This window comes from Brenneria roseae subsp. roseae (genome assembly GCF_003115845.1).
Lineage (GTDB): Bacteria > Pseudomonadota > Gammaproteobacteria > Enterobacterales > Enterobacteriaceae > Brenneria > Brenneria roseae.
Genome location: NZ_KZ819022.1, coordinates 214,949 through 237,123, shown reverse-complemented (window position 1 = coordinate 237,123; position 22,175 = coordinate 214,949). Strand labels below are relative to the sequence as shown.

At 43.9% G+C, this 22,175-nt stretch carries 23 protein-coding genes and 1 pseudogene; 11 read left to right on the top strand and 13 right to left on the bottom strand.

All coding sequences use genetic code 11. The features are described from left to right. Positions 1-60 precede the first annotated feature (60 nt). From DDT52_RS01120 to DDT52_RS01070, 11 genes are all read right to left on the bottom strand, one after another. Complete coding sequence (locus tag DDT52_RS01120; RefSeq protein ID WP_048638030.1) at positions 61-981, bottom strand: hypothetical protein; 921 nt, start codon at positions 979-981, stop codon at positions 61-63. A gap of 368 nt (positions 982-1,349) precedes the next feature. Continuing rightward, positions 1,350-2,225 (bottom strand): phosphorothioated DNA-binding restriction endonuclease, encoded by an 876-nt coding sequence (locus DDT52_RS01115; protein ID WP_048638029.1) that lies wholly within the window; start codon positions 2,223-2,225, stop codon positions 1,350-1,352. 1,128 nt (positions 2,226-3,353) lie between these two features. Further along, positions 3,354-4,613, bottom strand: coding sequence for a glycosyltransferase family protein (locus tag DDT52_RS01110; protein ID WP_048638028.1), 1,260 nt, complete (start codon positions 4,611-4,613; stop codon positions 3,354-3,356). A gap of 10 nt (positions 4,614-4,623) precedes the next feature. After that, entirely contained in the window at positions 4,624-5,616 is a 993-nt protein-coding gene (locus DDT52_RS01105; RefSeq protein ID WP_048638027.1) for a glycosyltransferase, read from the bottom strand. A gap of 2 nt (positions 5,617-5,618) precedes the next feature. Further along, positions 5,619-6,230, bottom strand: a complete 612-nt coding sequence (locus DDT52_RS01100; protein ID WP_231604138.1) for a YrbL family protein — start codon at positions 6,228-6,230, stop codon at positions 5,619-5,621. A 212-nt stretch (positions 6,231-6,442) separates the two neighbouring features. Further along, positions 6,443-8,113, bottom strand: a complete 1,671-nt coding sequence (locus tag DDT52_RS01095; protein WP_048638025.1) for a flagellin N-terminal helical domain-containing protein — start codon at positions 8,111-8,113, stop codon at positions 6,443-6,445. Positions 8,114-8,229: 116 nt separating this feature from the next. Next, positions 8,230-8,985, bottom strand: coding sequence for a YaaW family protein (locus tag DDT52_RS01090; protein ID WP_048638024.1), 756 nt, complete (start codon positions 8,983-8,985; stop codon positions 8,230-8,232). A gap of 289 nt (positions 8,986-9,274) precedes the next feature. Beyond that, positions 9,275-9,874, bottom strand: a complete 600-nt coding sequence (locus DDT52_RS01085) for a hypothetical protein (RefSeq protein WP_048638023.1) — start codon at positions 9,872-9,874, stop codon at positions 9,275-9,277. Then, a complete protein-coding gene (locus tag DDT52_RS01080; RefSeq protein ID WP_168709714.1) occupies positions 9,867-10,328 on the bottom strand; it encodes a putative zinc ribbon protein in 462 nt (153 codons plus the stop codon). Before DDT52_RS01080 ends, DDT52_RS01085 begins: the two co-directional genes overlap by 8 nt. Positions 10,329-10,549: 221 nt before the next feature. Continuing rightward, entirely contained in the window at positions 10,550-11,188 is a 639-nt protein-coding gene (locus DDT52_RS01075; RefSeq protein ID WP_048638021.1) for an inovirus Gp2 family protein, read from the bottom strand. Positions 11,189-11,479: 291 nt separating this feature from the next. Further along, entirely contained in the window at positions 11,480-11,677 is a 198-nt protein-coding gene (locus DDT52_RS01070; protein ID WP_048638020.1) for a helix-turn-helix transcriptional regulator, read from the bottom strand. 492 nt (positions 11,678-12,169) lie between these two features. Here DDT52_RS01070 and DDT52_RS01065 point away from each other — a divergent pair, with 492 nt between their 5' ends. The 7 genes from DDT52_RS01065 to DDT52_RS20880 all read left to right on the top strand — a co-directional run bounded on the left by DDT52_RS01065 (position 12,170) and on the right by DDT52_RS20880 (position 16,407). Continuing rightward, positions 12,170-13,159 (top strand): hypothetical protein, encoded by a 990-nt coding sequence (locus tag DDT52_RS01065; RefSeq protein ID WP_048638019.1) that lies wholly within the window; start codon positions 12,170-12,172, stop codon positions 13,157-13,159. A gap of 87 nt (positions 13,160-13,246) precedes the next feature. Further along, a complete protein-coding gene (locus DDT52_RS01060; RefSeq protein ID WP_048638018.1) occupies positions 13,247-13,852 on the top strand; it encodes an EcsC family protein in 606 nt (201 codons plus the stop codon). Positions 13,853-13,930: 78 nt separating this feature from the next. Further along, the gene (gene radC, locus DDT52_RS01055) at positions 13,931-14,404 is read left to right on the top strand and encodes a RadC family protein (protein WP_048638017.1); all 474 of its coding nucleotides are present in this window, start codon (positions 13,931-13,933) and stop codon (positions 14,402-14,404) included. Between the two features lie 62 nt (positions 14,405-14,466). Beyond that, positions 14,467-14,814: a TA system toxin CbtA family protein gene (locus DDT52_RS01050; protein WP_136154732.1), complete on the top strand. Its 348-nt coding sequence runs from the start codon at positions 14,467-14,469 to the stop codon at positions 14,812-14,814. Between the two features lie 95 nt (positions 14,815-14,909). Further along, positions 14,910-15,743 (top strand): DUF4942 domain-containing protein, encoded by an 834-nt coding sequence (locus tag DDT52_RS01045; protein ID WP_048638015.1) that lies wholly within the window; start codon positions 14,910-14,912, stop codon positions 15,741-15,743. A gap of 66 nt (positions 15,744-15,809) precedes the next feature. Further along, positions 15,810-16,037: a hypothetical protein gene (locus tag DDT52_RS01040; protein ID WP_136154731.1), complete on the top strand. Its 228-nt coding sequence runs from the start codon at positions 15,810-15,812 to the stop codon at positions 16,035-16,037. Positions 16,038-16,236: 199 nt separating this feature from the next. Next, entirely contained in the window at positions 16,237-16,407 is a 171-nt protein-coding gene (locus DDT52_RS20880) for an AbrB/MazE/SpoVT family DNA-binding domain-containing protein (protein ID WP_156186748.1), read from the top strand. Positions 16,408-16,635: 228 nt separating this feature from the next. On the opposite strand, the pseudogene DDT52_RS01035 reads toward DDT52_RS20880, so the two are convergent. Further along, positions 16,636-16,860, bottom strand: a pseudogene (locus DDT52_RS01035) (DEAD/DEAH box helicase); the annotation flags it as partial. A 236-nt stretch (positions 16,861-17,096) separates the two neighbouring features. On the opposite strand from DDT52_RS01035, the gene DDT52_RS01030 reads away from it, so the two are divergent. Together DDT52_RS01030 and DDT52_RS01025 are read left to right on the top strand one after the other, a co-directional pair. After that, complete coding sequence (locus DDT52_RS01030) at positions 17,097-17,471, top strand: YebF family protein (protein WP_136154730.1); 375 nt, start codon at positions 17,097-17,099, stop codon at positions 17,469-17,471. A gap of 563 nt (positions 17,472-18,034) precedes the next feature. Further along, positions 18,035-20,047 carry a methyl-accepting chemotaxis protein gene (locus DDT52_RS01025; RefSeq protein ID WP_136154729.1) on the top strand — a complete coding sequence of 671 codons (2,013 nt, stop codon included), beginning with the start codon at positions 18,035-18,037 and terminating at the stop codon, positions 20,045-20,047. Positions 20,048-20,237: 190 nt separating this feature from the next. Here the strand turns inward: DDT52_RS01025 and DDT52_RS01020 are convergent, their stop codons facing one another. Further along, positions 20,238-20,549: a PTS lactose/cellobiose transporter subunit IIA gene (locus tag DDT52_RS01020; RefSeq protein WP_136154728.1), complete on the bottom strand. Its 312-nt coding sequence runs from the start codon at positions 20,547-20,549 to the stop codon at positions 20,238-20,240. Positions 20,550-20,952: 403 nt separating this feature from the next. Here DDT52_RS01020 and folD point away from each other — a divergent pair, with 403 nt between their 5' ends. Beyond that, on the top strand, positions 20,953-21,816 hold the full coding sequence (gene folD / locus DDT52_RS01015) for a bifunctional methylenetetrahydrofolate dehydrogenase/methenyltetrahydrofolate cyclohydrolase FolD (protein ID WP_136154727.1): 864 nt from the start codon (positions 20,953-20,955) through the stop codon (positions 21,814-21,816). A 38-nt stretch (positions 21,817-21,854) separates the two neighbouring features. Further along, positions 21,855-22,067, top strand: coding sequence for a ribosome-associated protein YbcJ (gene ybcJ / locus DDT52_RS01010; protein ID WP_136154726.1), 213 nt, complete (start codon positions 21,855-21,857; stop codon positions 22,065-22,067). The last annotated feature ends 108 nt before the right edge of the window (positions 22,068-22,175 follow it).

The following is a 22,175-nucleotide window of genomic DNA, read 5'->3' as shown; positions in this document are numbered from 1 at the left end:
GTCTATTCCGGCTATCAAGCCGTTAAAATTTTTGCATCAACTCATTGATTTTATTATTTTTCAATATTTAGGATAAAAAACATATCCGATGATCACACAAATTAGCCGGTAGTCGGTAACGAAGAAGATCTCATGGTTATCGGCACTTTGCTCGCCGATAAAGAAAACTTGGGCTCTGTCTTTTAACTTTTTCTTTCCTGCATCCTTTGCTTCTTCCTGGGCGGCATCCAGCTCGTTTCGAAGCGCTGTACGTTTAGCCTGAGACCAGTTGGCCCATTCGACATGAAGTTTGTAACTCCGCGAGGGTTTAAGTTTCCCGAACTCATCCTTAGCCCACTCGCCCGAAAGAGGGATGATAATCCGGCTCTCGTCTTGCTCAAATTTCTGCCACAACAACTGTGAATAGAAAACTCGACGGTCCGGGTAAGACTGAATCGGTTCTTTAAGCTTTCTAAAGACTGTCATGTAAGTATTAGCATCAATGCCAGGCATGTTTAATGACATACCACGATCATACGGAAAGCGAATAAATGCTCGGCAAATCTGGCGAATAGCATTGACAGGACGGCGGGATTGTCGCACCGGGGAATTGCTCTCACCGGATGTTGACGATGCAGAACGTATCGTACTGGAATTGTTTTCACAGCCAGTAGCACTAGGATCAACAACCGGGCGTTGTTCAATTAACTTTAACCCTGAAGGCATCAAGCCAGGAGCGCAGTCCAGTGCGTTGCGGACACTTTTCTTCTGACCCTGTTTAACAATTGTACTTTCCGCGTCAGCATCACAATCGATTTTATGTTCTTTGCCCGGCATCCGGTTAAAAGAAGGTCTTTTCTTACTTCCCTTTTGCCAAGCTGAAGGGTACATCTCAATTCCGCATCCCCAACACACGTAGCCTTCAGTATCAACGCTATCAAGCAACCAAAGATCCTCGGCCTCAACAATCTCACGGGTACGTTTATCACGTGCAGATTCCATTTTTTCCTCTCTGCAATTAATGTGAAAATTTCTTTGTGGAAGCAATTATTTATTTTAAAATGATTCATCGGCTAATTAATTTTTTTCTTAGTATTAGTATAAAGGAAATCTTCACCATAAAAATATGAAAATGTACGCTCAAGATTATATTAGTGCTACTTAAAATTCTTGGGAGTTATGCTAAGGTTTTACCTTGCTGCTGCTGATTTTTTGGCATATTTAGTTACCAGTAACAAGCTCGAAGACTGTTAGAAATAGAACCATAACAATCACCAAGGCATTATCATCAATGGTTGAGCATCAATTAATTTATGACCTGTAGACGGCTATCCAATGTACGACAATCCAGATATTCCTATTCAGATCGCTCAAGCACCTTTAAAAACCTGCCCGCGATGCCACTCAATAAACCTATCAAGAGGGTAATACTCTCGCTTTTTAGGCATAAGCAGCGGTTTCCCCTCAAAGTCCCAGAACAGTCGCTCGACGATCTTGCTGCCGTTCACGCCTTCCGAAACCATCAGTTTCATGCTGCCATCAATACCGATAACACCAATATCAAATGCAGAATGATGTACCGAGCACAGGGCCAGCCCGTTGGTCACGGTGCAAGGGCCGCCGTATTGTTTCCATTTGATGTGTGCCGCTTCCAGGCCGACGAGCGTCGTATCGTGGCGTAAATCATAACCGCAGACTGCACAACGGTACTGATACGCACGTAATACCGCCTGACGAAAATGGGGATCGCGGGATTTGCGTACATCGTCTATCGACAGTTCCAGGCGGTTGGCAATTACCTCCTGCACGCTTTCAGGAAAATGTTCGCTTAAAATCTGCTGAGCCAGTTTAGCGATGAGTTGCGGCTGTTTGCATAATAGCTGATAGCTGGCTTCATCAAATCCCCCCATGACATCGTGCTGAATCAACTCACGATTAGGCGGTTGTCGGCTCCCTTTCTGCGGCGAACAGCGCTCATCATTCAGCAATTGCCAAAAGCCATCCCCCCTCAGCCGCCAGAATGGCATCTCCGGATAATGAGAGCGACGCTGTGGTCCAAAGCTGTTCAGAAGGGCCAGGAGATGCGGACGAATTTCGTCGCCATAGTGAAACAGGCGCGAATGCCCTTTCTGATAGGCGGAAAGCACATAAAGCAATAACAATGGTTTATGGGGCGCACGCTGGTCGCCTTTACGCCACATAGACATGTTGGTTATCGCCGTTTGAAGTGCTTGAACAGATGACATAATTCAAAATAGGCAAAAAAAGGGATTATTGCGATAATGCTCGCAAAATCAGCGTGGTTCAAGTGGTTTGCACCACATACCGCATATAAGGAACTGAAACCGGCATATGTAGGTTAACTACCGGTAAATAAAGTACTTTTATTTATAATAATCGCGTTTTATTATTAATAGCCAGCTTGTGTTTTTATTACTCAGTTTTAGGCACATTGATAACCGAAGGCAACGCATCAAAATCCTTCAGTCCGTTCTTCTAATACGGATCGCCGGCCTGAACTCCTCGCTGACCAGACTTTTCCCCGATTCGTAGAAATAATGGTAAGCGTACAGTTACTACATGAATTACATACTGGCGAGCTGGTGCCGGTATTCCTGATAGCTGCCGACGAATTGCCACGGTGCGATGGTCCCATGCGTCCGGCCAGGTAGGCAACGGCTTCTTTTCCCGGCAGATGCTGCTTTATCATTTTGTTGTAGACCGGTACACCAAACAGTACCGTGAGGATAAGCAGTGTGGAAACGAGGCGATAACGTACCGGCAGCCAGATTGGGCGTATGCGGGTCTACCGACTCACCGTACCGCGACAGATTTAGCCTCCCAACAGTGCGCCAATAAACGTGATACGGACACCAGTCAAGGCGTTAAGCTCCGCAGATGTACGTAGCTTATTGATAACCGGTCAGATTCCAGATGCATATTACGGCAACGGGTGCATTTTAACTGAATACTTTCTTTAATGACTGACATATTCATACTCCCATCAACAACGAATAAACATGTATGACTCCCACAATCACGGCAATCCAGAAGACCAAACAAATAAAGATTGCTGTCAGCCAGACAAACCGAATTGAGCATTTAAAACGCGGGGTATTACTCCGTTTCGGTAAAGAAAAAAATTTATTACCCATACGTCACCTCAGAATTTAAGCGTAAGCGCGACCCTGATAGGGAAAGAAAAATATCGGAATGAGCCAGCAAATTATACAGTAATGCATCCCTTAATCTGTTAAATCCACTGTATCTGGAAGAAAGAATAATCAGTTGAAAGGTACATGAGAAATACCAGAAAAACACCAAAAGCCATGACATGGAAGACCATGAGAATCTTTTCTGAATTGAAGATGAATTCATTTTTTATTATTTCCCAATTTATTTAACAACGCCAAATATTTTTCAAGAATGGTGTCTTGGCTACATAATTTTTGCATTTCATTATGGGGAAGAAAGTTAGCCAATCTCCGTTCTTCATTTAATGAATCTTTAAATTCATTAACATTCCCCAATACAGAAAGATAATTTTCAGGAATTTCTCGAAGTACAAAATTCTGGTGTTGGAGAAAAGCAATGTTCTGAGGCGTGACAAATGTAGATAGATTAGGATTATCAAAATGTGGTGTTATGAGCACGGGATATCCTAAAGATGCCGCTTCTATAGGAATCTGACCAACGCCGCTAATAAAAAGATATTTATCTACATTCCCTTTCAGATGTTTTATCGTGTCGATATGGCCAATAAATGCGCTTTTGGGGACACCCAAGGACACTATCTTTTCAACTGTTTTTCTATTTTTTCCTTTATCATAGGTGCCGGTAATTTCAAAATCCCATCCATTTTCATCGCATATAGTAATAAAATTAATGATGGTAAGTATCTTATCGGGTTCAATGCGAGAGATGAAAAGCGCTTTACTTTGTTTCTTATGCTGCCATACAGGAGTAAGATGCTCAATCCAATTTAAGATATGAGTTACATTGGAAATACCTTTCCGATAAGCACTAGCTGTTCTGTAGTTGAGTTTATTGAGCCGTTCCTGATCAATTTTTAGTTGTTCATGAATACAGCATCCTACTCGTGTTATTTTAAGTAATTTATCGAGATCTATATCATGAAAAAAACGAGTCGATTTAAATTGAAACTCCACAACATCAGGCTTTATCGTTTCTATTAGTGCCATAAATAGTTTAGTTGCATTAGGAGCTTTGTAATCAAGCGAAAAATTAGGAAAGGTAAGAAGTTGTTTGTAACGATTGCATGTGGAGATGATCATCGGAGAGTAGCCATTTTCTTGTAAAAAAGAAAATAGGCGTGTTATACGTGATTCCACACCGCCAGTTTCCTGAAGATAATCCACGACAAAAAGAATACGACGTTTACTCTCGCCAGAAGACAAGACGTTTGCGATTGACAGATTTCTTAACTGTTTCTGTTCATTCAGGATAATTCCTGGGTTATCGTTTCTATTTTTGTGCCAAATTGGAAAATTGAATAACCGGATTTCATCATGTGTATAATGTCTTATAATAGATAACACATTAATATTTAATAATTTATACTCGTATTTTTTCCCAAAAAAACCGGCGCCTTTTATTTTGCTGAAAATTTTCATTTGTAACCTGTCATTTCTTTGAAAAAAATTTAAGTTTTAAATATTTGAAATAAGATACAAGAAAAAGAACATACTTGTGGTTGTGTTTAAAGTGAGACTTTTGCCTCGACATTTGCTTATAATTTACAGGGTTTAATAGTGGTACGTTACGCCAGGGGGATGTTTCTCTTGCCTGTTCAAAAAAACGTATCTCCTTGTAAAATGTACTCCAGCCATGAAATGGCTTGGTCAATCCAACATAATGAATTAAAACGACATCATCGCTAATAATTAAATTTCCAGACCTTCTTTTTGTTATATGACTATCGATAGAAAATATATAGTTATAAACTTTATCGATATTAACAACATATTTATTTAGGAGTATGTTTAACGCATCCTGATCTGGATATAAAAAATTGTTGTTCTGAACAAGTTGTAGTACATTTTCTGGTACGTTTTTTTCTGCCATCTTTTTAACTGACATGTACATAACACCAGAATTGAAATATTTTCTCGTGTCTATCTTATCAAGATTTGACTTTTCCTTTGCATGATCATCAGCAACAGTATATGCAATTACATCGTTTTCAAAATTCAAACTCAAAAAGTACGAAACACTTCCCTTGCATATAACATCTGCATCCAAATATAAAACATGATTTAATGACTTGGATAAATAACGAATTATTAACAATCTATAGTAAATTGCAGGACTCCATGCCTTTGATGGAATAGGTAATTTATTGAATCCACTCCCGTCTATTTCATAAAGGACTATCCTTGTTTTATTTATTAAAGATAACTCCTGAAACAACTTAATTTTTGATTCATCTACAGAATCGATAAAAACATGAAAATTAAAGCCAATATCTTTATTGGTTAACAATAGTGATGCTATTGAAACGCCAACGCCATAAACAAAATCCCCATCGACGCCATATGCTACATGAAAAGTATTTTTTTCCTGTTTCATGGTGTTATCAATATCAATAATGTTTTTTATGATATTAAAATCAAACATAATTAATTGCCTTGTGTATTCATGATGATAGAAAAAGAAAATGTTATGCCATATTCACGCATCAGCATGTTTTCAAAATCATCAAAGCGACGGGATAGTTTTTGTCTGGCGAAAAAACTGAAATAATAAGCCAGCGGAAATAAATTCGCGCATCCCAGATTATCGATGATAATCAAATTTCCCTCGATCTGACTTCTTAGTTGATACAATATGTTGTAAGGTTTTAATGTCATGGTGACGATGGCATGCTGTTCTGCCAGTGCTTTCATACGGTTGTAAGCCTGCAATATTCCCGCTTTATGTTTTTCGCACAGTGTTTTTTCCGACAGGTAAGACGACAGCGTTCCTGATACCTCTCCGTTGTAATCTTTTATCAGATCAAATACATAACCCGACCCCAGATTGGTTTTAACCACTCCGTGATATTGTGCTATGATTGGTACTGAAAATGTCTTGTCGGCTATTTTCTTATAGTATTTGATTTCCCTGATGGTTTCCCGATTATATTCTCCGTTTAAATGCACCTTGATACATTTGTCCAGCATTAATGGATGGCGATAGCATGCCCGGTGTTGGCCTTTCGATATTAGAAGGCTGACGTCAAGATAAATCATTGTCATTCAAGTTGATTATATTTATAGTTGAGTTTTTGCCGCTGGTTAAACCCTCGACATATCGATATTGATGTTTTCCGCACCATTACTAATTAAATGGCGACTCGATAATCTGAAAGATTTTTTTATTTTTTTTATTCATTTATATTAAAATGCCTTTAATGGGACGTTTCACGAAAATATATTTCGAGCTTCCCTGAGTTTTTCTGTTGTTACTCTTGCAATAGCGTTAATACAATTTCCGACTGCTGGTTGGCCTGAGATAACATGGAAACGGTTGTCTGTTGCAGAATTTGAGCTCTGACCATCGCAGATACCTCGACGGCATAATCCGCGTCCGCAATACGGGAACGGGCGGCGCGAATCGCCTCGGTTGTATTCGTCTGAACATTCATCACTGACTCCAGACGGTTTTCCATTGCGCCCAAACTACTGCGTTTTTCATCCACCAAGGAGATGGCATTATCAATCGCGGCCAATGGGTTTTCAGGATTACGCAGTCTAATTCCTTCTCCCACTTCGGAGATGTTAATGACGGTCTGATTAGTACTGGCATCGGTATAAGCGGTGTAATTCATTTCATAATAGATTTGAACTTCCCTACTGCCGTTTATTGTTTTGAGCAAAAGGCTATTATCTGCCTGACTGACGATTGTCGCGCTTTTATAGCCTGATACGCCGTCATCGGATATGTTCATGACATAATTCCCATCAGCGTCTTCTGTCAATACGTTGCTATATTGATTACCTTCGCTATCGGTATAATTGACAACGACATTATCTGAGTCAATTGTGATGCTGGACGTGCCGCTCACACTGGCGACATCAGAAAATATGTTAATTGCCGTACCACTACTTGCCACAATATCGACCTGCGCATCGGTGCCGTCAGTCTTTACGGTAACCGCAGCATTATAGTATTGATAGTTTCCCGAGCCATCATCGACTTCAAGAATATACTGGCTGCCCTGCTGTAATAATCTGGCGTTCTCCGAATCAATGGTATTCCCATTACTGTCTGTAAATGACAATGTTGCGGTAGTAATATCCTGGTCATCAATTCGTGTCACCGGCGTGTAAAGTTCGGACGACGCAGCTGCCCGGATAGTCGCCGTGCTATTTCCTGTCGCCGTATCATGCGATGCAGTATAAGCCGCCAGATAATAAACCGGCTTTCCCTGTTCATCCTGCGCCTGAATATAATACCGGTTGTTACTGCCGCTACGTACAAATGTCGGCGAGGTTAATGGACTGTCCGGATAATAATAACTTGTCGTAGTCGTTGTGCTGTCCAGAATAATATTCGAGGCCGCGCCCGTTAGCGTATTTTCATCATACACTTCTCCACTGATGCCGCTGATCACCAGATCAGTCAGCCCAAGTTCGTCAACGCTGAATCCCGGCGGAGAAAAATCCAGCGATAGGGTTTCGCCATCGTTCGCGCCAACCTGTATATCCACCTGACCTGAACTGCCATCAAGCAGGGTCAGGCTGTTATAGCTGGTTTGGGAAGTCAGGCGATCTATCTCTTTCAAATTCATGTTGATTTCAGCCTGGATAGCATCCGATTGCTCCTGGCTATAGGTTCCATTCAACCCCTGAACGGTAAGTTCACGTATACGCTGTAGACGCCTATTGATTTCGTCCAGCGTGCCCTCCGCCGTCTGAAGCAGGGAAATGCCGTCATTTGCGTTGTTCTTTGCCTGGGAGAGTCCATGGTACTGGCTGGTCATCCGGTTAGAGATTGCCTGACCCGCAGCGTCATCCTTTGCGCTGTTGATGCGTATACCTGAAGCCAGACGTTCAATCGCCTGACTCAGGCTGCTGGATGATTTACCCTGCTGATTAAGAATCGTTAAATAGAGGGTATTAACCGGGATCATAGGACACCTGTTCAGAGGTTATAAAAATATCTGGTTTCTTTTTGGCACTGGCCGCGATGCCATTATTTCGCAGCGAATGCAATTATTACCGAATTGATACGATTATCTGTTCAGCACTATTCTTCGGCATCCTCTTTACCATCACGTAAAGCGACAATGCCTAAATATAAACAAATAGGAATTGTTTTACGGTACGCGGGACCTTGAAGATCGAATGCAAGCCATGCGCTGGAAAGAACCCAAACGGCTGGCCCCAGGGCATTTATCCAAGGGTTTCTCTTCATTATTTCTTTTACCAGTACCTTGGCTGCCTCGCGTCCAATAATTTGCGTAATCAGACTGACGATGATGGTTTCAATTATCCCCAACGTGATCTTTTGACCGAGTACTTTAAGGAGAATCGGCAATACGAGGACTTTCCCGCTGGATTTCAAATGAGTCAAGATCAGCTCTCTGTCCGCCTCATCAAGTCCCATAGTTTTAAATGAACGTGATAATTCTTCAGGGGTTTTGCTGATAAGCTCTTTTTCAACCACTGCATACACAAGACGCTCAAGCAGAGACTCTGTCGACCCACCGTGTTTTATTTTTACTTTTAGTTTATTACACGCATCTTCGACAATTTCCCTGGCTTCGGTGCCGCCATTACCCTGAAGAAGTTTTCTCTTCAAGTAGGCAATATCAGATGAACCATAGTATTTAATTTGGCTATCTATCAGATTGACTAACTGAGTTTTTGAGTTGGCATTGTGTTTACTTTCAGCCAGTAAATTTTTTCTGCGCTTATCATTCGTAAATGAAACATAACTATCAAGGATCTCCGACAGGTATTTGAAATCATCGTCTGTGCATTTATTAATAATCGTTTTCACGGGAGGCTCCTGATTCATATTTTCATTATCCAAAGTGGTTCGTTGCCGCCAGCAGTCTGCGTAACGGTTTATGGTTTGGATTTTCGTCTGATAAAGAACACGCCATCCCCCTTCCCAGGAATGGGAATAAATCTTTTAAACACATGTGGTTATGAGTGTTTTAAGAAATATCCTATCTGTGTTTTTGATCAAAAGATAATCGTTTTTATAGATCGATTCGATCCTATCGATCGGTGATAACGATCGAACGCTCATTGTTAGTGATATGTGTAAGAGGTTGAAAATCAAGCTAACGGTAAGTGGACCAGTTACTGAAACAGGCAAAGAATACATAATCCTCAATTTGTGAGAACAGAATAGGATGGTGCTTCCTCCACTGCTGAAGAAAGTCGTCGATACCATATGCCGGTTTACCTACCAGAGAGAGAATGTCATTCGCGCCATATCCGTTAATCAGGCCATGCCAGCAGATTAATGTCAGTTGTTCTGTTACACCGGGGATAATGCAAGATAGTGTTAACTGTTGCAGAGCGTGGCTTAGCTCATCTTGCTGTATGCGGATGCACTCGCTTAGCAGAATGTCGGTCAATGGATGAAGCGGGTTAACAGTTTGGATTTTCCCAGGCGGATAAGACGCATCCAGGCATGGGCCGTTTGACACCATGCAACTGATATCCGTCACTCTTCCAGCGGGAAGCAAAAACTGTGGGGCTACGATTGTGTTATACCTCCCCTGCAACGTAGCGCTTGTCAGACATAACTGATGAAAGGCCCGTACCTCCTTCCTGCTAAGGCCGTAGCGAATGGAAAGGCGTGAGCAGTCATTAAGCCAGCGCTGGCAGGTCTGTAGCCACTCCTGAATGGCTGGCGGTGTGTGTAAGTCATTCATCGATGTTATCTCCGCTGCTTTCCAGTTCGGTGGTATCAAGATCATCGTATTCGGTGTACATATCGCATTTTTCAATCCCTACGGTGTGAATACTGCATTTACAGAATGGACAGGCTTTTTCGCCGTGGTACTGATGATGACAACTCAAGCAGAGATAGTCTTTGGTCTGAGGGAAACCAAGCATGCAGGTATCTTGTTGGATATTCGGGTTAATGATCGTGGGGATTTTAGATAATTCCGGTGAGATGTAATACTCGCATTGCATTAGACTCTCTATATCTGAACGATCCAGGTCATGTTCAAAGAAACGCCCTCTGTCATGTGTGGTACACGTCAATAAAGGGTTATGGCACGACTTGCAATAGAAATGCGCCGCGGTGCGTATAGGTAATAAATCGATGCTTAATGATTTACCTTGCTTGTCTTCTGCAAAATATATTTTCTTAAATTCCATATTGTTCACCGTAAACATGTTGTCTGATTGGTACTAACCAAACTTTGGTTTGCTCTCATGTTATTTCTTTTTCTTGTTAAAATTTATTCCATCTAACCATTTATATGTTTTCGTTTTTTTCCATGAGGCAGATGATTGGAATACGCCGGAAAGATACCGGCGTGTAAATAAAATATGTTGAGGGTTTAATAATGGATTACTGTCTGGATATATATTGCTTGTCAACGCTGGCTGCACCCAAATGAGCGATACCCGTCCTCCGTGCTTTTGGTCGCTAATTTAGCCATGTAGCTTACCCGATAGATTAGCTGTCTTCTGTTCTCCTGAAACGTAATTGGATCTCTACTATTGAGATAGCAATATGGATTTTCAGGAATATGCACCAGATTGTCACATTCTTTCATGTTCAGCCCTAATGCACTGGCCCACGCATTTACTATCATTGATGCCAGATTATCATTACTTCGATAATTCCCTGGATAAGCGTAGGTATCCTTGTTTAATAAAATGAGTACGTGATAATGCCATTTTTTAATAATGACAGATGACGGGTTAAATTCCCGAACCCAAACATATCTCATCGTACAGGGATGCACACGCGCATTTTTTCTTTTTCTGGCAATATTTGCTCTGATATGCGATTTCAGTGAATCAATAAAACGGGAGATAACCGCTGCATCGGTTCTTCCTGCTATTGCATCCTGGCCATAAATTGCATTTTGTTGAGTTTTAGGTAAGTGAAGATCGAATCGTAAAGCAAACGTCCTCGGATGCTCTGCTACTGAACGGTCTATGACTTCAATGATTTTATCAAGGTAGTCATAATTCAGTGGACCATGATTGTGATTAAGCTCATACATAAATCACCCTTTGGCTATTATTTATTGATAGTAATGGGATGCTTACAGCGATAGCTATCACCTGTGTGTGATGGAATGTTTACCACCAGTCGAGTGATATCGTTCGATAGGGTTTATTTGTGTGGTTATCAGTATTGCTACTCTATTTAATATATTAACAAACCGACATGACAGATAACGGCGAATCACGCTAAAAGTATCCCTGTGTTTGTGTAAAGAGAGATATTGGCTTGATTTTTTTGTTTGAACTACTCTGGAGTTAGTAATGACGAAAATATTGATGAAAAGATATTACCCTCTCGATTCTCTGACCCGTTCCATCAACCATTCTACGACTTCTTTCTTGAACCAGCGGGAGCTTCTCCCAATTTTTACCTGTTTGGGAAATTTTCCTTCACTTATTAGCTTATAGAAATATTTGTCTGTCATCTTGGTGTAAGCGGTGATGAATTGCATATCAACCATTTCATCATTGAGTAAGTCTGGCATGGGATTATCCTCTTTATTAGTTTAAGTAAAGAGCAATAACGACGGATTGATTTATCATATTGTCGTCATCACTCATCCCATACCTTTCATTGGTAAAAAATTACGGTACATCCCACAACCAGTGCTTTCATGATGGCAAGATACCAGAGTACCAAGTAGCAGAAGTGGATAAAAAATAAAAGCCCATGATCATACAAACCCCGTTCTTAAGGTGGGGATAAGCGAATATCTTAGTGCGAAACTTCAATGACGATCGCTTCGAATGTTTTGACGTTGGTGGAAGCCCCGCACTTCCCCAGTAGCGGCTGGAGAAGCTTGAAAGCAACAGGGAGAATGTCATTGTTCTCTTGTAGGGGGGGTTGTACAAAATGGGAGATATTTCTAGATATAGACAGGATTAACCTCTATATTTTATCACTAAAAAAACACTTGAAAACCACTTGATATACACTAAAATATCACTTTTATATTACTTAGTGTAAGAATGAAAGCATGGCTATAAATGATAAGGACTGTCCATCAATACTGTTACAATGTAACAGCGTTGATGATGCAAAAGTATTCATGAGTTATTGTATTTATCATCAAATAAATCCCGAATACCCGCATATAAAAAGATATATTATTCGTGACCAGTTCTCTCCTAAATTAATTTTTTTTAAAATAGAAGATAATGACATAATTAGCGGCTATTTTAATAATGACATTTACACAACAATTAATATAATGTGTGATTCTGATGATGAAAAAATTAAAGACTTCGCTCAAGATTGGAATAAAAATAAAAATAAGTTCATCTTGGGAAAGGAAAAATTTACATGGTTAAAAAACAGTGAGCGAGCATGTTGCTGGCTATGGTTACGTTTGAATAATTCCTTATTCATACCTGAAATTAATTTTAATGAACTAGATAACCTGGTTTATTCTTTAAAAACCGCATGTCGAATGTTGAAATATAATCATGACTTACTTAACCACGAATTACGTTATAGGACTATTGTTGATTGTTTTAACTCAATTTATGCAATGACAGATGAAAAAAAACAAGCTCTTGATGATCTTAAAAACTTTTGGATTCACACATACAAAAACGCGGGGGTTTTAAAATGGCTAAATAAAAACAATAAAGACCAAATAGAATGGATGTGGTCATACACACAAGATTATGACGGTATTGGCAACATAACACAATTATTCCCCGCACCATTGAGAAAAGATGAACTGTATCTTGCAATTTATGCTTGCTATGATAATTGGAACGGTTCAAAAGAAGCAAAAGAATTGTTTAGAAATAAAGCATCCAGAGCATGGAATCAGATATGTCATCGTAGTCGAATGGAAAAAGAAAATAGGGTGGCGATAAATGCTTACGTTACTATTGGTGCCAGGGAAAAGCTAAAAGAATTATCAAAGAAAAATAAAATGACTATCGGTGAATTAATTGAATCATTGATCGAAAAGAAGTACAACGAATTGAAATAAAAAAATCATAAACCTATATCACCAATACGAACTCTATCCCCGGCCATTCGCTGGGGCTTTTTTTTCATTTAACCCAAAAGGTGATATATGGATCAAAATAATTCTTTCAAAAACTTTTCCCGTTGGTTGGATATGCTGTACGATCACGCCATTCAGGGAATTCCCGGTATGGATTCGGCCCAAAAACTGGCGGACAACTATCGGCAGGCATTTCCGATAAAGAACGATGCAGTAGCGAACTTGATTCGCTGGGAGTCAGTAAAAGCTGCTACCAGTGGATTTATTACCGGACTGGGTGGTATTGCTGTTCTACCCGTAACATTACCCGCCAGTCTGACCGGATTACTGTTTATTCAGATTCGCATGATCGCCGCTATTGCAATTATTGGCGGTTACAGTGTTTACGATATTCGTACCCGGAACTTTATTTATATCTGTCTGGGGGCCAGTGCTGCGAAAGAAACATTGCGGTTAGGTGGCGGACATTTATTATCCCGTCTATCAAATAAGGGCGTTCAGGGAATTAGTAAATTAGTGACTACAAGATTGATCGGTCAATTAGCAACAGGACGACTTTTAGGTACTGCTCCCCGATATACTCCGCTGCTTGGTGGTTTTATCGGAGGTGGTTTGGATTGGCTTACCGTTCGCGCCACTGGCGAATTTGCCCGACATGTATTTTTGCCTAAATAATTCAACCATCCGCATCACTATTTGGTAATTCAACAACACGTTTTTCGAATGTCTTTTCATATCTATGAAGGAATAACTATGTCATGTACTCAATTGGCAGACCGCGTTGCGTCGAGAGAACAGCGCATTATCCGTCAGGCGCTTTCCTTGCTGGAAAAGCGCGTGCGTAAAAATGCGCGTCAGTTCAGAACGTCAGACGACACCAAAGACTGGCTGATGCTGGAACTCAGTGGCTTGGAGCGCGAGGTGTTTATGGTGCTGTATCTGGATAACCAGCACCGGCTGATAGAGAAGGAAATTACCGCGCTGGGCACCATCAATAATACCGAAGTGCATCCGCGCGAAATCCTCAAGTCGGCATTGCACCATAATGCCGCCGCAGTGATCGTGGCGCATAACCATCCGTCCGGCTACGCCGAACCCAGCCAGGCCGACCGGCATATCACCGACAGGCTGAAAGAGGCGCTGTCACAGCTTGACGTACGGCTACTTGACCATCTGGTGATCGGCGGCACCGATGTGGTGTCGTTTGCCGAACGCGGCTGGCTGTAACGCCACGATACTTTTCACCAACATTCACCTCAGTTTTATCTCTCTATATATAAGGAAAAACAATGTCTGACAACTCCATACCGGCACCCGACGAGCCGGGTAATAGCGTATTGTCGCCGGTTAATATTTGGCAGCGGTTACTGAGTCATCTACTGGAAAAACACTACAGACTGACACTTAACGACACGCCGTTCTGTGAAGAAAAAGTGATCCAGGAGCATATCGACGCCGGTATCTCGCTGGTCGATACCCTGAACTTTATGGTGGAAAAATATGAACTGGTGCGTACCAACCGACGCGGTTTCTCCTGGCTGGAGCAGTCGCCGTTTATAACGGCGGTCGATATTCTCCACGCCCGACGCGCTACGGGGTTAATGCAAGTCGCTAAAAATTGCGAGCCGCTTCCCTGAATTGCCTGCCTGAAGTTTCTTCTCCCTTTTCCCGTTGCATAATGCGCCTGCCACTCCCGGCAGGCGTGTTTGCTTTTATGTACGGAATACAAACTATGCAAACTGAACCCGAGGTACTAACCGAACACACCGATCTGATGTGCTCGACCAGCATTGAGCACATCGTCGCCGGACGTGACGCAGCCCTGCAACAGATAGAACAGCTTATCCATCAGTTACAGGCAATTTCCCAGCTTACGGCCACCATTGGCGGCAGCACCGTTGAAGACTGGGCGCTAAAGCAGGGACACCGCTATGATTGCTGGCTGACGGAATCGCCGGACAAGGCGATTCCGGCCATCACCCGCACGCTGGATCGCAATATCTGGCGCGACCTGATGCTCAAGTCCGGCATGCTGTCGCTGATGGACGCCGAAGCCCGCAGCCAGTGGCACAAGAATCTGGACGAGGGCGAACTGCCGCCGATCAGTGAAGAAAATATCCTGACCACCTTTGAACAGCTTCACCAGGGCAAGCAGGCGGTGTTCGAGCGCGGGGTGATTAACGTGTTCAAAGGGTTATCATGGGACTACAAAACCAACCATCCCTGTTACTTTGGCAAGAAAATCATTATCAGCAATCTGGTGGTGCATCACCGTTGGGGCTTTGGCTTAAACTGGGGCTGGCGACGCGATCAACTGGCCGATCTGGAGCGCATTCTGTATCTGCTGGATGGCAAACCTATTCCCGATAACCGTGCCGATATCACCATTCGGCTGATGGATCATATCCGCGATAATCCGCATCAACAGGCTTACGAGGATGAGTTCTTCAGCATTCGTTATTTTCAGAAAGGCACAGGGCATCTCACCTTTAAACGTCCCGACCTGATCGATCAGATGAACGACATTATCGCCAAACATTATCCGGGGATGTTGGCATCGAGGTGATTCGCTACAAGCCACAAACGATAAGGTTCTTTTCCCCTTCCCTCTTATTTTTCAGGAAACTACTTAATGAATACGTCACTTTCTGTTGAAGGTGGGCTTTACCATGTTCAACATATTACCGATGCACTACAAGAAAACTGGCTTCTACTTTGTCGTGATGTCACACAAGCCCACCATCTTATTCGCCAAAAGCCGGAAACTACCGGATACCATAATCTGACAATCTGCGAAATGTCAGGGAATACGCCGCTACGGTACGATGACAGCTTAATTGGTCTGCGTGATTGCTTTTAATGGATGTCGTGCTTTGCAGTTGGCAGGCGAATCATTCGTGTTGCACCGTTTACGCCGCACAATAGATCGCTATTCATGCCATACATACGGTCACCCTTACAATTTTCTGGTTCAGGTGACATTTCTGCTGGCACTACATCACTGCCCAAACGCATGGAAAATCAAAACTAACGTCCCCATCAATCAATGGAGGCAGGCTATGGAGTGGATTGCCAAATATCTAGGTTCATCCGTATCGACATCTGATACACCAGAAAATAATATTCAAAACCGGGAGAATTGGGATAGCTGGTTCAACGGTCCAAATGTAACACTGGACTTCATGCCGGAACGCGATCTACCTGAAGAACAAACCAGAGACGATCACTGATACTCAAGCGACTCTGGTTTACTCTCTCAATATCTTAAATTCAGCGCAAAACAATATGTTGGTATAAATGTTGGTATAAAATTTATCGAACACAATTTATCCATTTAAATTCAATGCAATAGATTACATATTCGAATCCTGTAGGGTTCAATCAGTTAAGCTTTATTTTTATATCCACTCCACATTAACAGGTGCTTTAACAGGTGCTGTAATGACAACTATCAACTATCACGGAACGACGATCTGCGTACTCGACGACAACGATGTGCGATGCAACCCTTTGGGCCAGACGCCGAATTTTTTGCGATATGTATGGGAGCACCAGCCATCACTGACCGGTTTATCCTGGGTACTGCGGATACGCTGATAAAACAGGATTTGTGACCACCATGCCTGTTTCATTTCCTGCGTGAATTTCTCCTTGGTCTTGCTGACTTTTGTCAGGCCGCGGCTATGAGAAAGCCTTGGGAACGGCGGTAATGTGGTGTATGGGGCGTTTAATCGGCGTGCGTAGGGGAAACTGAAAATGAAGGAAGGGCTATGCCTTAACCGGGCGTAGCCCTTTTTGTATACAGAAAACCCCCGCAGATACCACAATGCCGGGGTTGGTTCACTTTAACTTTTATATGATAACAGTTATCATTCACGAATAAGTTGACACATAGTTTTACCTTTAAGGAAAATTAATTGTGGGATGGAAAAAAAAGACAACCTTTGGTGTTTTTTTCGTTCTGATTGCAGGCATCTGTTACAAAAATTATATCCGATATACCGGACCGACTTGCGATGAAGTACTTTATGACAAGATAGTCATGGAGGTAAGAAGTGATCTGGTTAAATATAGAATTCCCCGATGGCCTAAACTTAGACAGGATAAACTTGGAACCAGTACACCGGAAATTAGTTTTCATAAGAACGATTCTTTTAAATCACCAGATTTCTACACGTTAGCGGTGACGATATCAGGCCCACAAAAGAATCATCGCATGTTCGCCATATATGAATGTAAAACAGGTTTAATTGAATATTCTGGTTCTGTCTCTCAGCAATGGACACAATCTTAATCCAGCCCCTCAAACCGCAAAGGATTATCAGCGTTTCCCGCTTCCATTTATTTCAAGTTCCCCCGGAATACTGATGTCATACGGCGTTCCGGGAAGCGCCTCAAGTATTGACGTTGACCATTCGCCTAAAGTACTGCGGTGAGTACTCGTGACCTGCGCCAAAAATCCCGAGGGCTACGGTCACTGTCAGACACATCTTCAAAATCATCCACGCAGGTCAGGCACTTTGTCTGACCGCGGAACACCTATCCTGCTCGATGATAGTAGCATTTGTTTTCAGGTGAAAAATCGCTGTAAGTTATCGGAAAATTTAGAATAATCTTTAATATTATTTATATGTCGTTAACGACGGAGATATATTATTTTATTATCTTTTCTTGGACACTATTTCACTTTATCGTCATTTTCGATACATAGAATACTTAACATTAACCGCCAGCGAATTAACCGTCTCCGATTGTCATGAAAACCATGGATGAACGGTAAACAATTCAACCCCGGTAATGCACAATGAAAAACACGACGTAACAGAAATTATTTCTATTCGTATTCTGAGGGATGATATGACTCTATTTCCAACTCGTATTTCCGGCAAGTTGACGCTGGGGGGAATACTATTACTATTTATTATGGCATTCGTCATCGTGGCAGTCATGTTATGGCGCGGGCAACCCAGAGTTGTCGAAGCCAGCAGCGCGCTGATCGAAAAGACCGGTGAAAATATTATTCGGCAACTTGACTCGCGAATGTCGCGTATAGAAGGGGAAACCGTCGGCATGGCGCGCGTGGCAGAGGTGCTGCCCCGCGAAGAAACGTTGTATAAACAGGTAATTCCGCAATTGATTGATGGACTGGGCGATCCGACAATTGTCGGCGGCGGCGTCTGGCCGGAGCCTGATGGGTTTACGCCGGGCGTTCCTCGCCGTAGTTTTTTCTGGGCGCGTGGCGATGACGGCAAGCTGGTCTATTCCGATGAATACAACGACGACAGCGGACCGGGTTATCATCAGGAAAGCTGGTATAGCAGCGCCAAAACGAGTCCTGCCAATCAATGCGTCTGGTCGGATGTTTATCAGGATCCGGTTTCCGGCGTTGATATGGTGACATGCAGCGTGCCCTATCATCTGTCAGGGCAATTCGCCGGGGTAGTCACGTTCGACATCCAGTTGGATAATCTGTCGAATTTCATGAAAGACAACGGCGGCAGCACCAGCGGCTATGCTTTCGCTCTGGATCGGCAGGGGCAACTGCTCTCTTTCCCGCAAACGGATACGCGTAAGACACGTACATTTAACGATTTGATAAAACAATCCGGCTGGCTGGCGCCAGTCGCCGACCCACTGCGTACGATGCTGGCGGGAAACGGCGCGACGCGCACCGTCGCCTTGTCAAATGATGCACTGCTGGATGACGCTTCCCGCATCATGTTGTTTTCCATGCCGAATACCGGCTGGATTATCGGACTGGCGACACCAGAAGACCGGGTGACAATGCTGTCCCGAACCATGATGTGGGATATTCTCGGCGTACTGTTGCCGATTATGATGATTCTGTTGATGATCGCTGGATTCGCCGTGCGTCATCTTATCGCCCGGCTAAACGCAACGCGCGTGGCGCTGGATGAAATAGCCCAGGGAGACGGCGATCTGACGCGCCGTTTAACCAGCAAAGGACAGGATGAATTGTCCGCCATTTCCGCCTCTTTCAACGTATTTGTCGATAAGCTGGCAGGCGTTCTGCTCAATGTGAAAAACAGCAGTGAAATCGTGGCGTCCAATGCGTCCGGTCTGGCCGAGAGTAATATCGAGCTTTCTTCCCGTATTACCCAGCAGGCGGCGGCGCTGGCGCAAAGCGCCGCCGCGATGGAGCAACTCAACGCCACCGTGCAGCAAAACGCCACCAATACCAAGCTGGCGGATGAACTGGCCGAACAGACGGCGCTAACTGCCCAGAGCAGTGGCGACACCATGCATGAAGTCGTGAATACCATGGACGTGATTAATAAATCATCTACCCGTATGGAAGAGATTGTTGGCGTGATAGACAGCATTGCCTTCCAGACCAACATTCTGGCGCTGAATGCGGCAGTGGAAGCGGCGCGCGCCGGTGAACAGGGACGAGGCTTTGCCGTTGTTGCATCCGAAGTGCGGGTGCTGGCACAGCGTAGCGCGACAGCCGCGCGGGAAATCAAAGACTTGATCGGAGAGTCGGTTTCCAACGTAGCGATAGGCAGTCAGCGAGTGCGGGACGCGGGGGATCAGTTGGATGATTTGGTCAACAATGTGCGTCGGGTGCGGCAGGTGATGGGGGAAATCCGCACCGCGGGCGAAGAGCAAAGCAAAGGCATTTCCGAAGTGACGCTGGCCGTCTCGCAGATGGAAAGCACCATTCAGCAGAATGCATCGCTGATCGATGAATCCGCGGCAAGAATGCAGACGTTGAAAGAAGAAGCGGCTCAACTGGTCGAGACTGTCTCCACCTTTAAACTGAGTACGGATAACGCCTCCGAAGAGCAATCCGACTCGCATACCCTCTCCGGGAAAAGCCGCATCCAGAGCTTGATGCGCCATTCGTGAAATGATGGCCTGCGTCGTATCACCAACGCGGCGCAGGCATAACGATAAAAGGCGGCAGACTGAATCCCGGAATATATTGAATTGAAGCGCTTCCTGCCGGAAGGCATCGAAACGAACGGTAGTAAGCAAAGCCTTTCCGTTCCAGGCTGAATGGCTTTGCATTGCGGTTGTAATAGAGATCCTTTTCATTTTACCTTACGCTAGCCACCTCTTTTCTAAGAGCAATAATCTCTTCAGCCAGTTCACGACACAGCATCGCATTCATTAAATGATCCTGCGCATGTACCACGATGAGATCGAGGCTCGTCTTTTCCTTATCATGGCTGCCAATAAATCCCGTCTGGATAAGTTGCGCCTTATTCAAAGCCGCTGCCGCCATTTTCAGCAGTTGATCGACATGTTCCCATTCACCCCTGCGGGCCGAACGAAGCGCTTCCATCGAACAGGAACGTGTTTCGCCAGATTTAACAATGAGCTCAATCATCCGAGTTTCCACATCCATTTTCTCTTCCCCCGAATTAAAAACCGTTGTTACGTCATTTTTTCACCAGTTGATCGATCCTTTTGTTGTGCCCAATAAATCCTGAATACAAATAGACGACAGATGTGCCTACAGCCTGAAAGGTGACGGGCATCTTTTTCTGTTATTAATCACAGCCTGACAATTAAATATAGATGATAAATTCATGATGGCGGTGAGCAGACCTTGCCGCGGTTATCAAAATCACCGATAAAGCGCAATATCTCACCGAACACACCGGCAGAAACGGCATGGCGGTTAATTCATAATTGGCGAAAATAGCCTCATTGACACAATTTATGTTGACGCAATGCCTGACAGCAAGCGCCGCTTCTGACAAAATAGCGCCATCTCCCGCACTTAATACTGATGGACCTCATCTCAGATGGCAGCAAAGATTATTGATGGTAAAACGATTGCGCAGCAGGTCAAAGACGAAGTGGCTGCGCAGGTAAAACAGCGTCTGGCGGCAGGAAAACGCGCACCGGGGCTGGCCGTTGTCCTCGTCGGTGAAAATCCCGCCTCACAGATTTACGTTGCCAGTAAACGTAAAGTCTGCGAAGAAGTCGGTTTCATTTCCCGCTCTTATGATTTACCCGCCACAACTACGGAACCGGAATTGCTGGCGCTTATTGATAAACTGAACGCAGACAAAACGATTGACGGCATCCTGGTTCAGCTCCCTCTGCCGGAAGGGATTGATAACACCAAAGTCATCGAACGTATTGCGCCAGATAAAGACGTCGATGGTTTCCACCCCTACAATGTTGGCCGTTTGTGCCAGCGCGCCCCGCTGCTGCGGGCCTGTACTCCTCGCGGTATCATCACGCTGCTGGAACGCTACAATATTGATACTTTTGGCCTGAACGCGGTGGTTGTCGGCGCATCCAATATCGTTGGTCGTCCGATGAGCCTGGAATTGCTGCTGGCAGGTTGTACGACTACCGTGGCGCATCGTTTTACCAAAAATCTGCGTCATCACATAGAAAATGCCGATCTGCTGGTGGTCGCCGTGGGTAAACCGGGCTTTATTCCCGGCGAGTGGATCAAACCCGGCGCGATCGTGCTGGATGTGGGTATCAACCGCCTCGAAAATGGCAAAGTCGTCGGCGATGTGGAGTTTGCAACCGCACAGGAAAGAGCCTCTTATATCAGTCCGGTGCCGGGCGGCGTTGGACCAATGACGGTCGCCACCCTGATTCAGAACACGTTGCAGGCTTGCGAAGAATATCACGATAGCGCCGAATAATTCGGCCGACTATCCAAACATCAAGAAATCAGGAATTTATGAATATTTTTCATCTCGAAAACCACCAGCATGTTGAACTGTGCGATTTGTTGAAGCTATTGGGTTGGAGTGAGAGCGGCGCGGCGGCCAAATTGGCTATCGCGGCAGGCGAAGTGACCGTTGACGGACAAGTTGAAACGCGTAAGCGCTGCAAAATTGTCGCGGGTCAGAAAGTCGGGTTTGATGGCGAGACGGTAGAAATCGCAGCCTGATATCCCGGATAAAAAGTCGCCGGCGGCGATCCGTCGCAGGATAAGCCGGCGTAAAAAAGCCCGCGATGATATCACCGCGGGCTTTTTGTTTACTGAAGACGATAACGG

What these genes read in the sequence shown, in the direction of transcription:
- DDT52_RS01120 (WP_048638030.1), bottom strand. Translation starts at nt 981, where the DNA reads ATGGAATCTGCACGTGATAAACGTACCCGTGAGATTGTTGAGGCCGAG.
- DDT52_RS01115 (WP_048638029.1), bottom strand. Translation starts at nt 2,225, where the DNA reads ATGTCATCTGTTCAAGCACTTCAAACGGCGATAACCAACATGTCTATG.
- DDT52_RS01110 (WP_048638028.1), bottom strand. Translation starts at nt 4,613, where the DNA reads ATGAAAATTTTCAGCAAAATAAAAGGCGCCGGTTTTTTTGGGAAAAAA.
- DDT52_RS01105 (WP_048638027.1), bottom strand. Translation starts at nt 5,616, where the DNA reads ATGTTTGATTTTAATATCATAAAAAACATTATTGATATTGATAACACC.
- DDT52_RS01100 (WP_231604138.1), bottom strand. Translation starts at nt 6,230, where the DNA reads ATGATTTATCTTGACGTCAGCCTTCTAATATCGAAAGGCCAACACCGG.
- DDT52_RS01095 (WP_048638025.1), bottom strand. Translation starts at nt 8,113, where the DNA reads ATGATCCCGGTTAATACCCTCTATTTAACGATTCTTAATCAGCAGGGT.
- DDT52_RS01085 (WP_048638023.1), bottom strand. Translation starts at nt 9,874, where the DNA reads ATGAATGACTTACACACACCGCCAGCCATTCAGGAGTGGCTACAGACC.
- DDT52_RS01080 (WP_168709714.1), bottom strand. Translation starts at nt 10,328, where the DNA reads ATGGAATTTAAGAAAATATATTTTGCAGAAGACAAGCAAGGTAAATCA.
- DDT52_RS01075 (WP_048638021.1), bottom strand. Translation starts at nt 11,188, where the DNA reads ATGTATGAGCTTAATCACAATCATGGTCCACTGAATTATGACTACCTT.
- DDT52_RS01070 (WP_048638020.1), bottom strand. Translation starts at nt 11,677, where the DNA reads ATGCCAGACTTACTCAATGATGAAATGGTTGATATGCAATTCATCACC.
- DDT52_RS01065 (WP_048638019.1), top strand. Translation starts at nt 12,170, where the DNA reads ATGGCTATAAATGATAAGGACTGTCCATCAATACTGTTACAATGTAAC.
- DDT52_RS01060 (WP_048638018.1), top strand. Translation starts at nt 13,247, where the DNA reads ATGGATCAAAATAATTCTTTCAAAAACTTTTCCCGTTGGTTGGATATG.
- radC (WP_048638017.1), top strand. Translation starts at nt 13,931, where the DNA reads ATGTCATGTACTCAATTGGCAGACCGCGTTGCGTCGAGAGAACAGCGC.
- DDT52_RS01050 (WP_136154732.1), top strand. Translation starts at nt 14,467, where the DNA reads ATGTCTGACAACTCCATACCGGCACCCGACGAGCCGGGTAATAGCGTA.
- DDT52_RS01045 (WP_048638015.1), top strand. Translation starts at nt 14,910, where the DNA reads ATGCAAACTGAACCCGAGGTACTAACCGAACACACCGATCTGATGTGC.
- DDT52_RS01040 (WP_136154731.1), top strand. Translation starts at nt 15,810, where the DNA reads ATGAATACGTCACTTTCTGTTGAAGGTGGGCTTTACCATGTTCAACAT.
- DDT52_RS20880 (WP_156186748.1), top strand. Translation starts at nt 16,237, where the DNA reads ATGGAGTGGATTGCCAAATATCTAGGTTCATCCGTATCGACATCTGAT.
- DDT52_RS01025 (WP_136154729.1), top strand. Translation starts at nt 18,035, where the DNA reads ATGACTCTATTTCCAACTCGTATTTCCGGCAAGTTGACGCTGGGGGGA.
- DDT52_RS01020 (WP_136154728.1), bottom strand. Translation starts at nt 20,549, where the DNA reads ATGGATGTGGAAACTCGGATGATTGAGCTCATTGTTAAATCTGGCGAA.
- folD (WP_136154727.1), top strand. Translation starts at nt 20,953, where the DNA reads ATGGCAGCAAAGATTATTGATGGTAAAACGATTGCGCAGCAGGTCAAA.
- ybcJ (WP_136154726.1), top strand. Translation starts at nt 21,855, where the DNA reads ATGAATATTTTTCATCTCGAAAACCACCAGCATGTTGAACTGTGCGAT.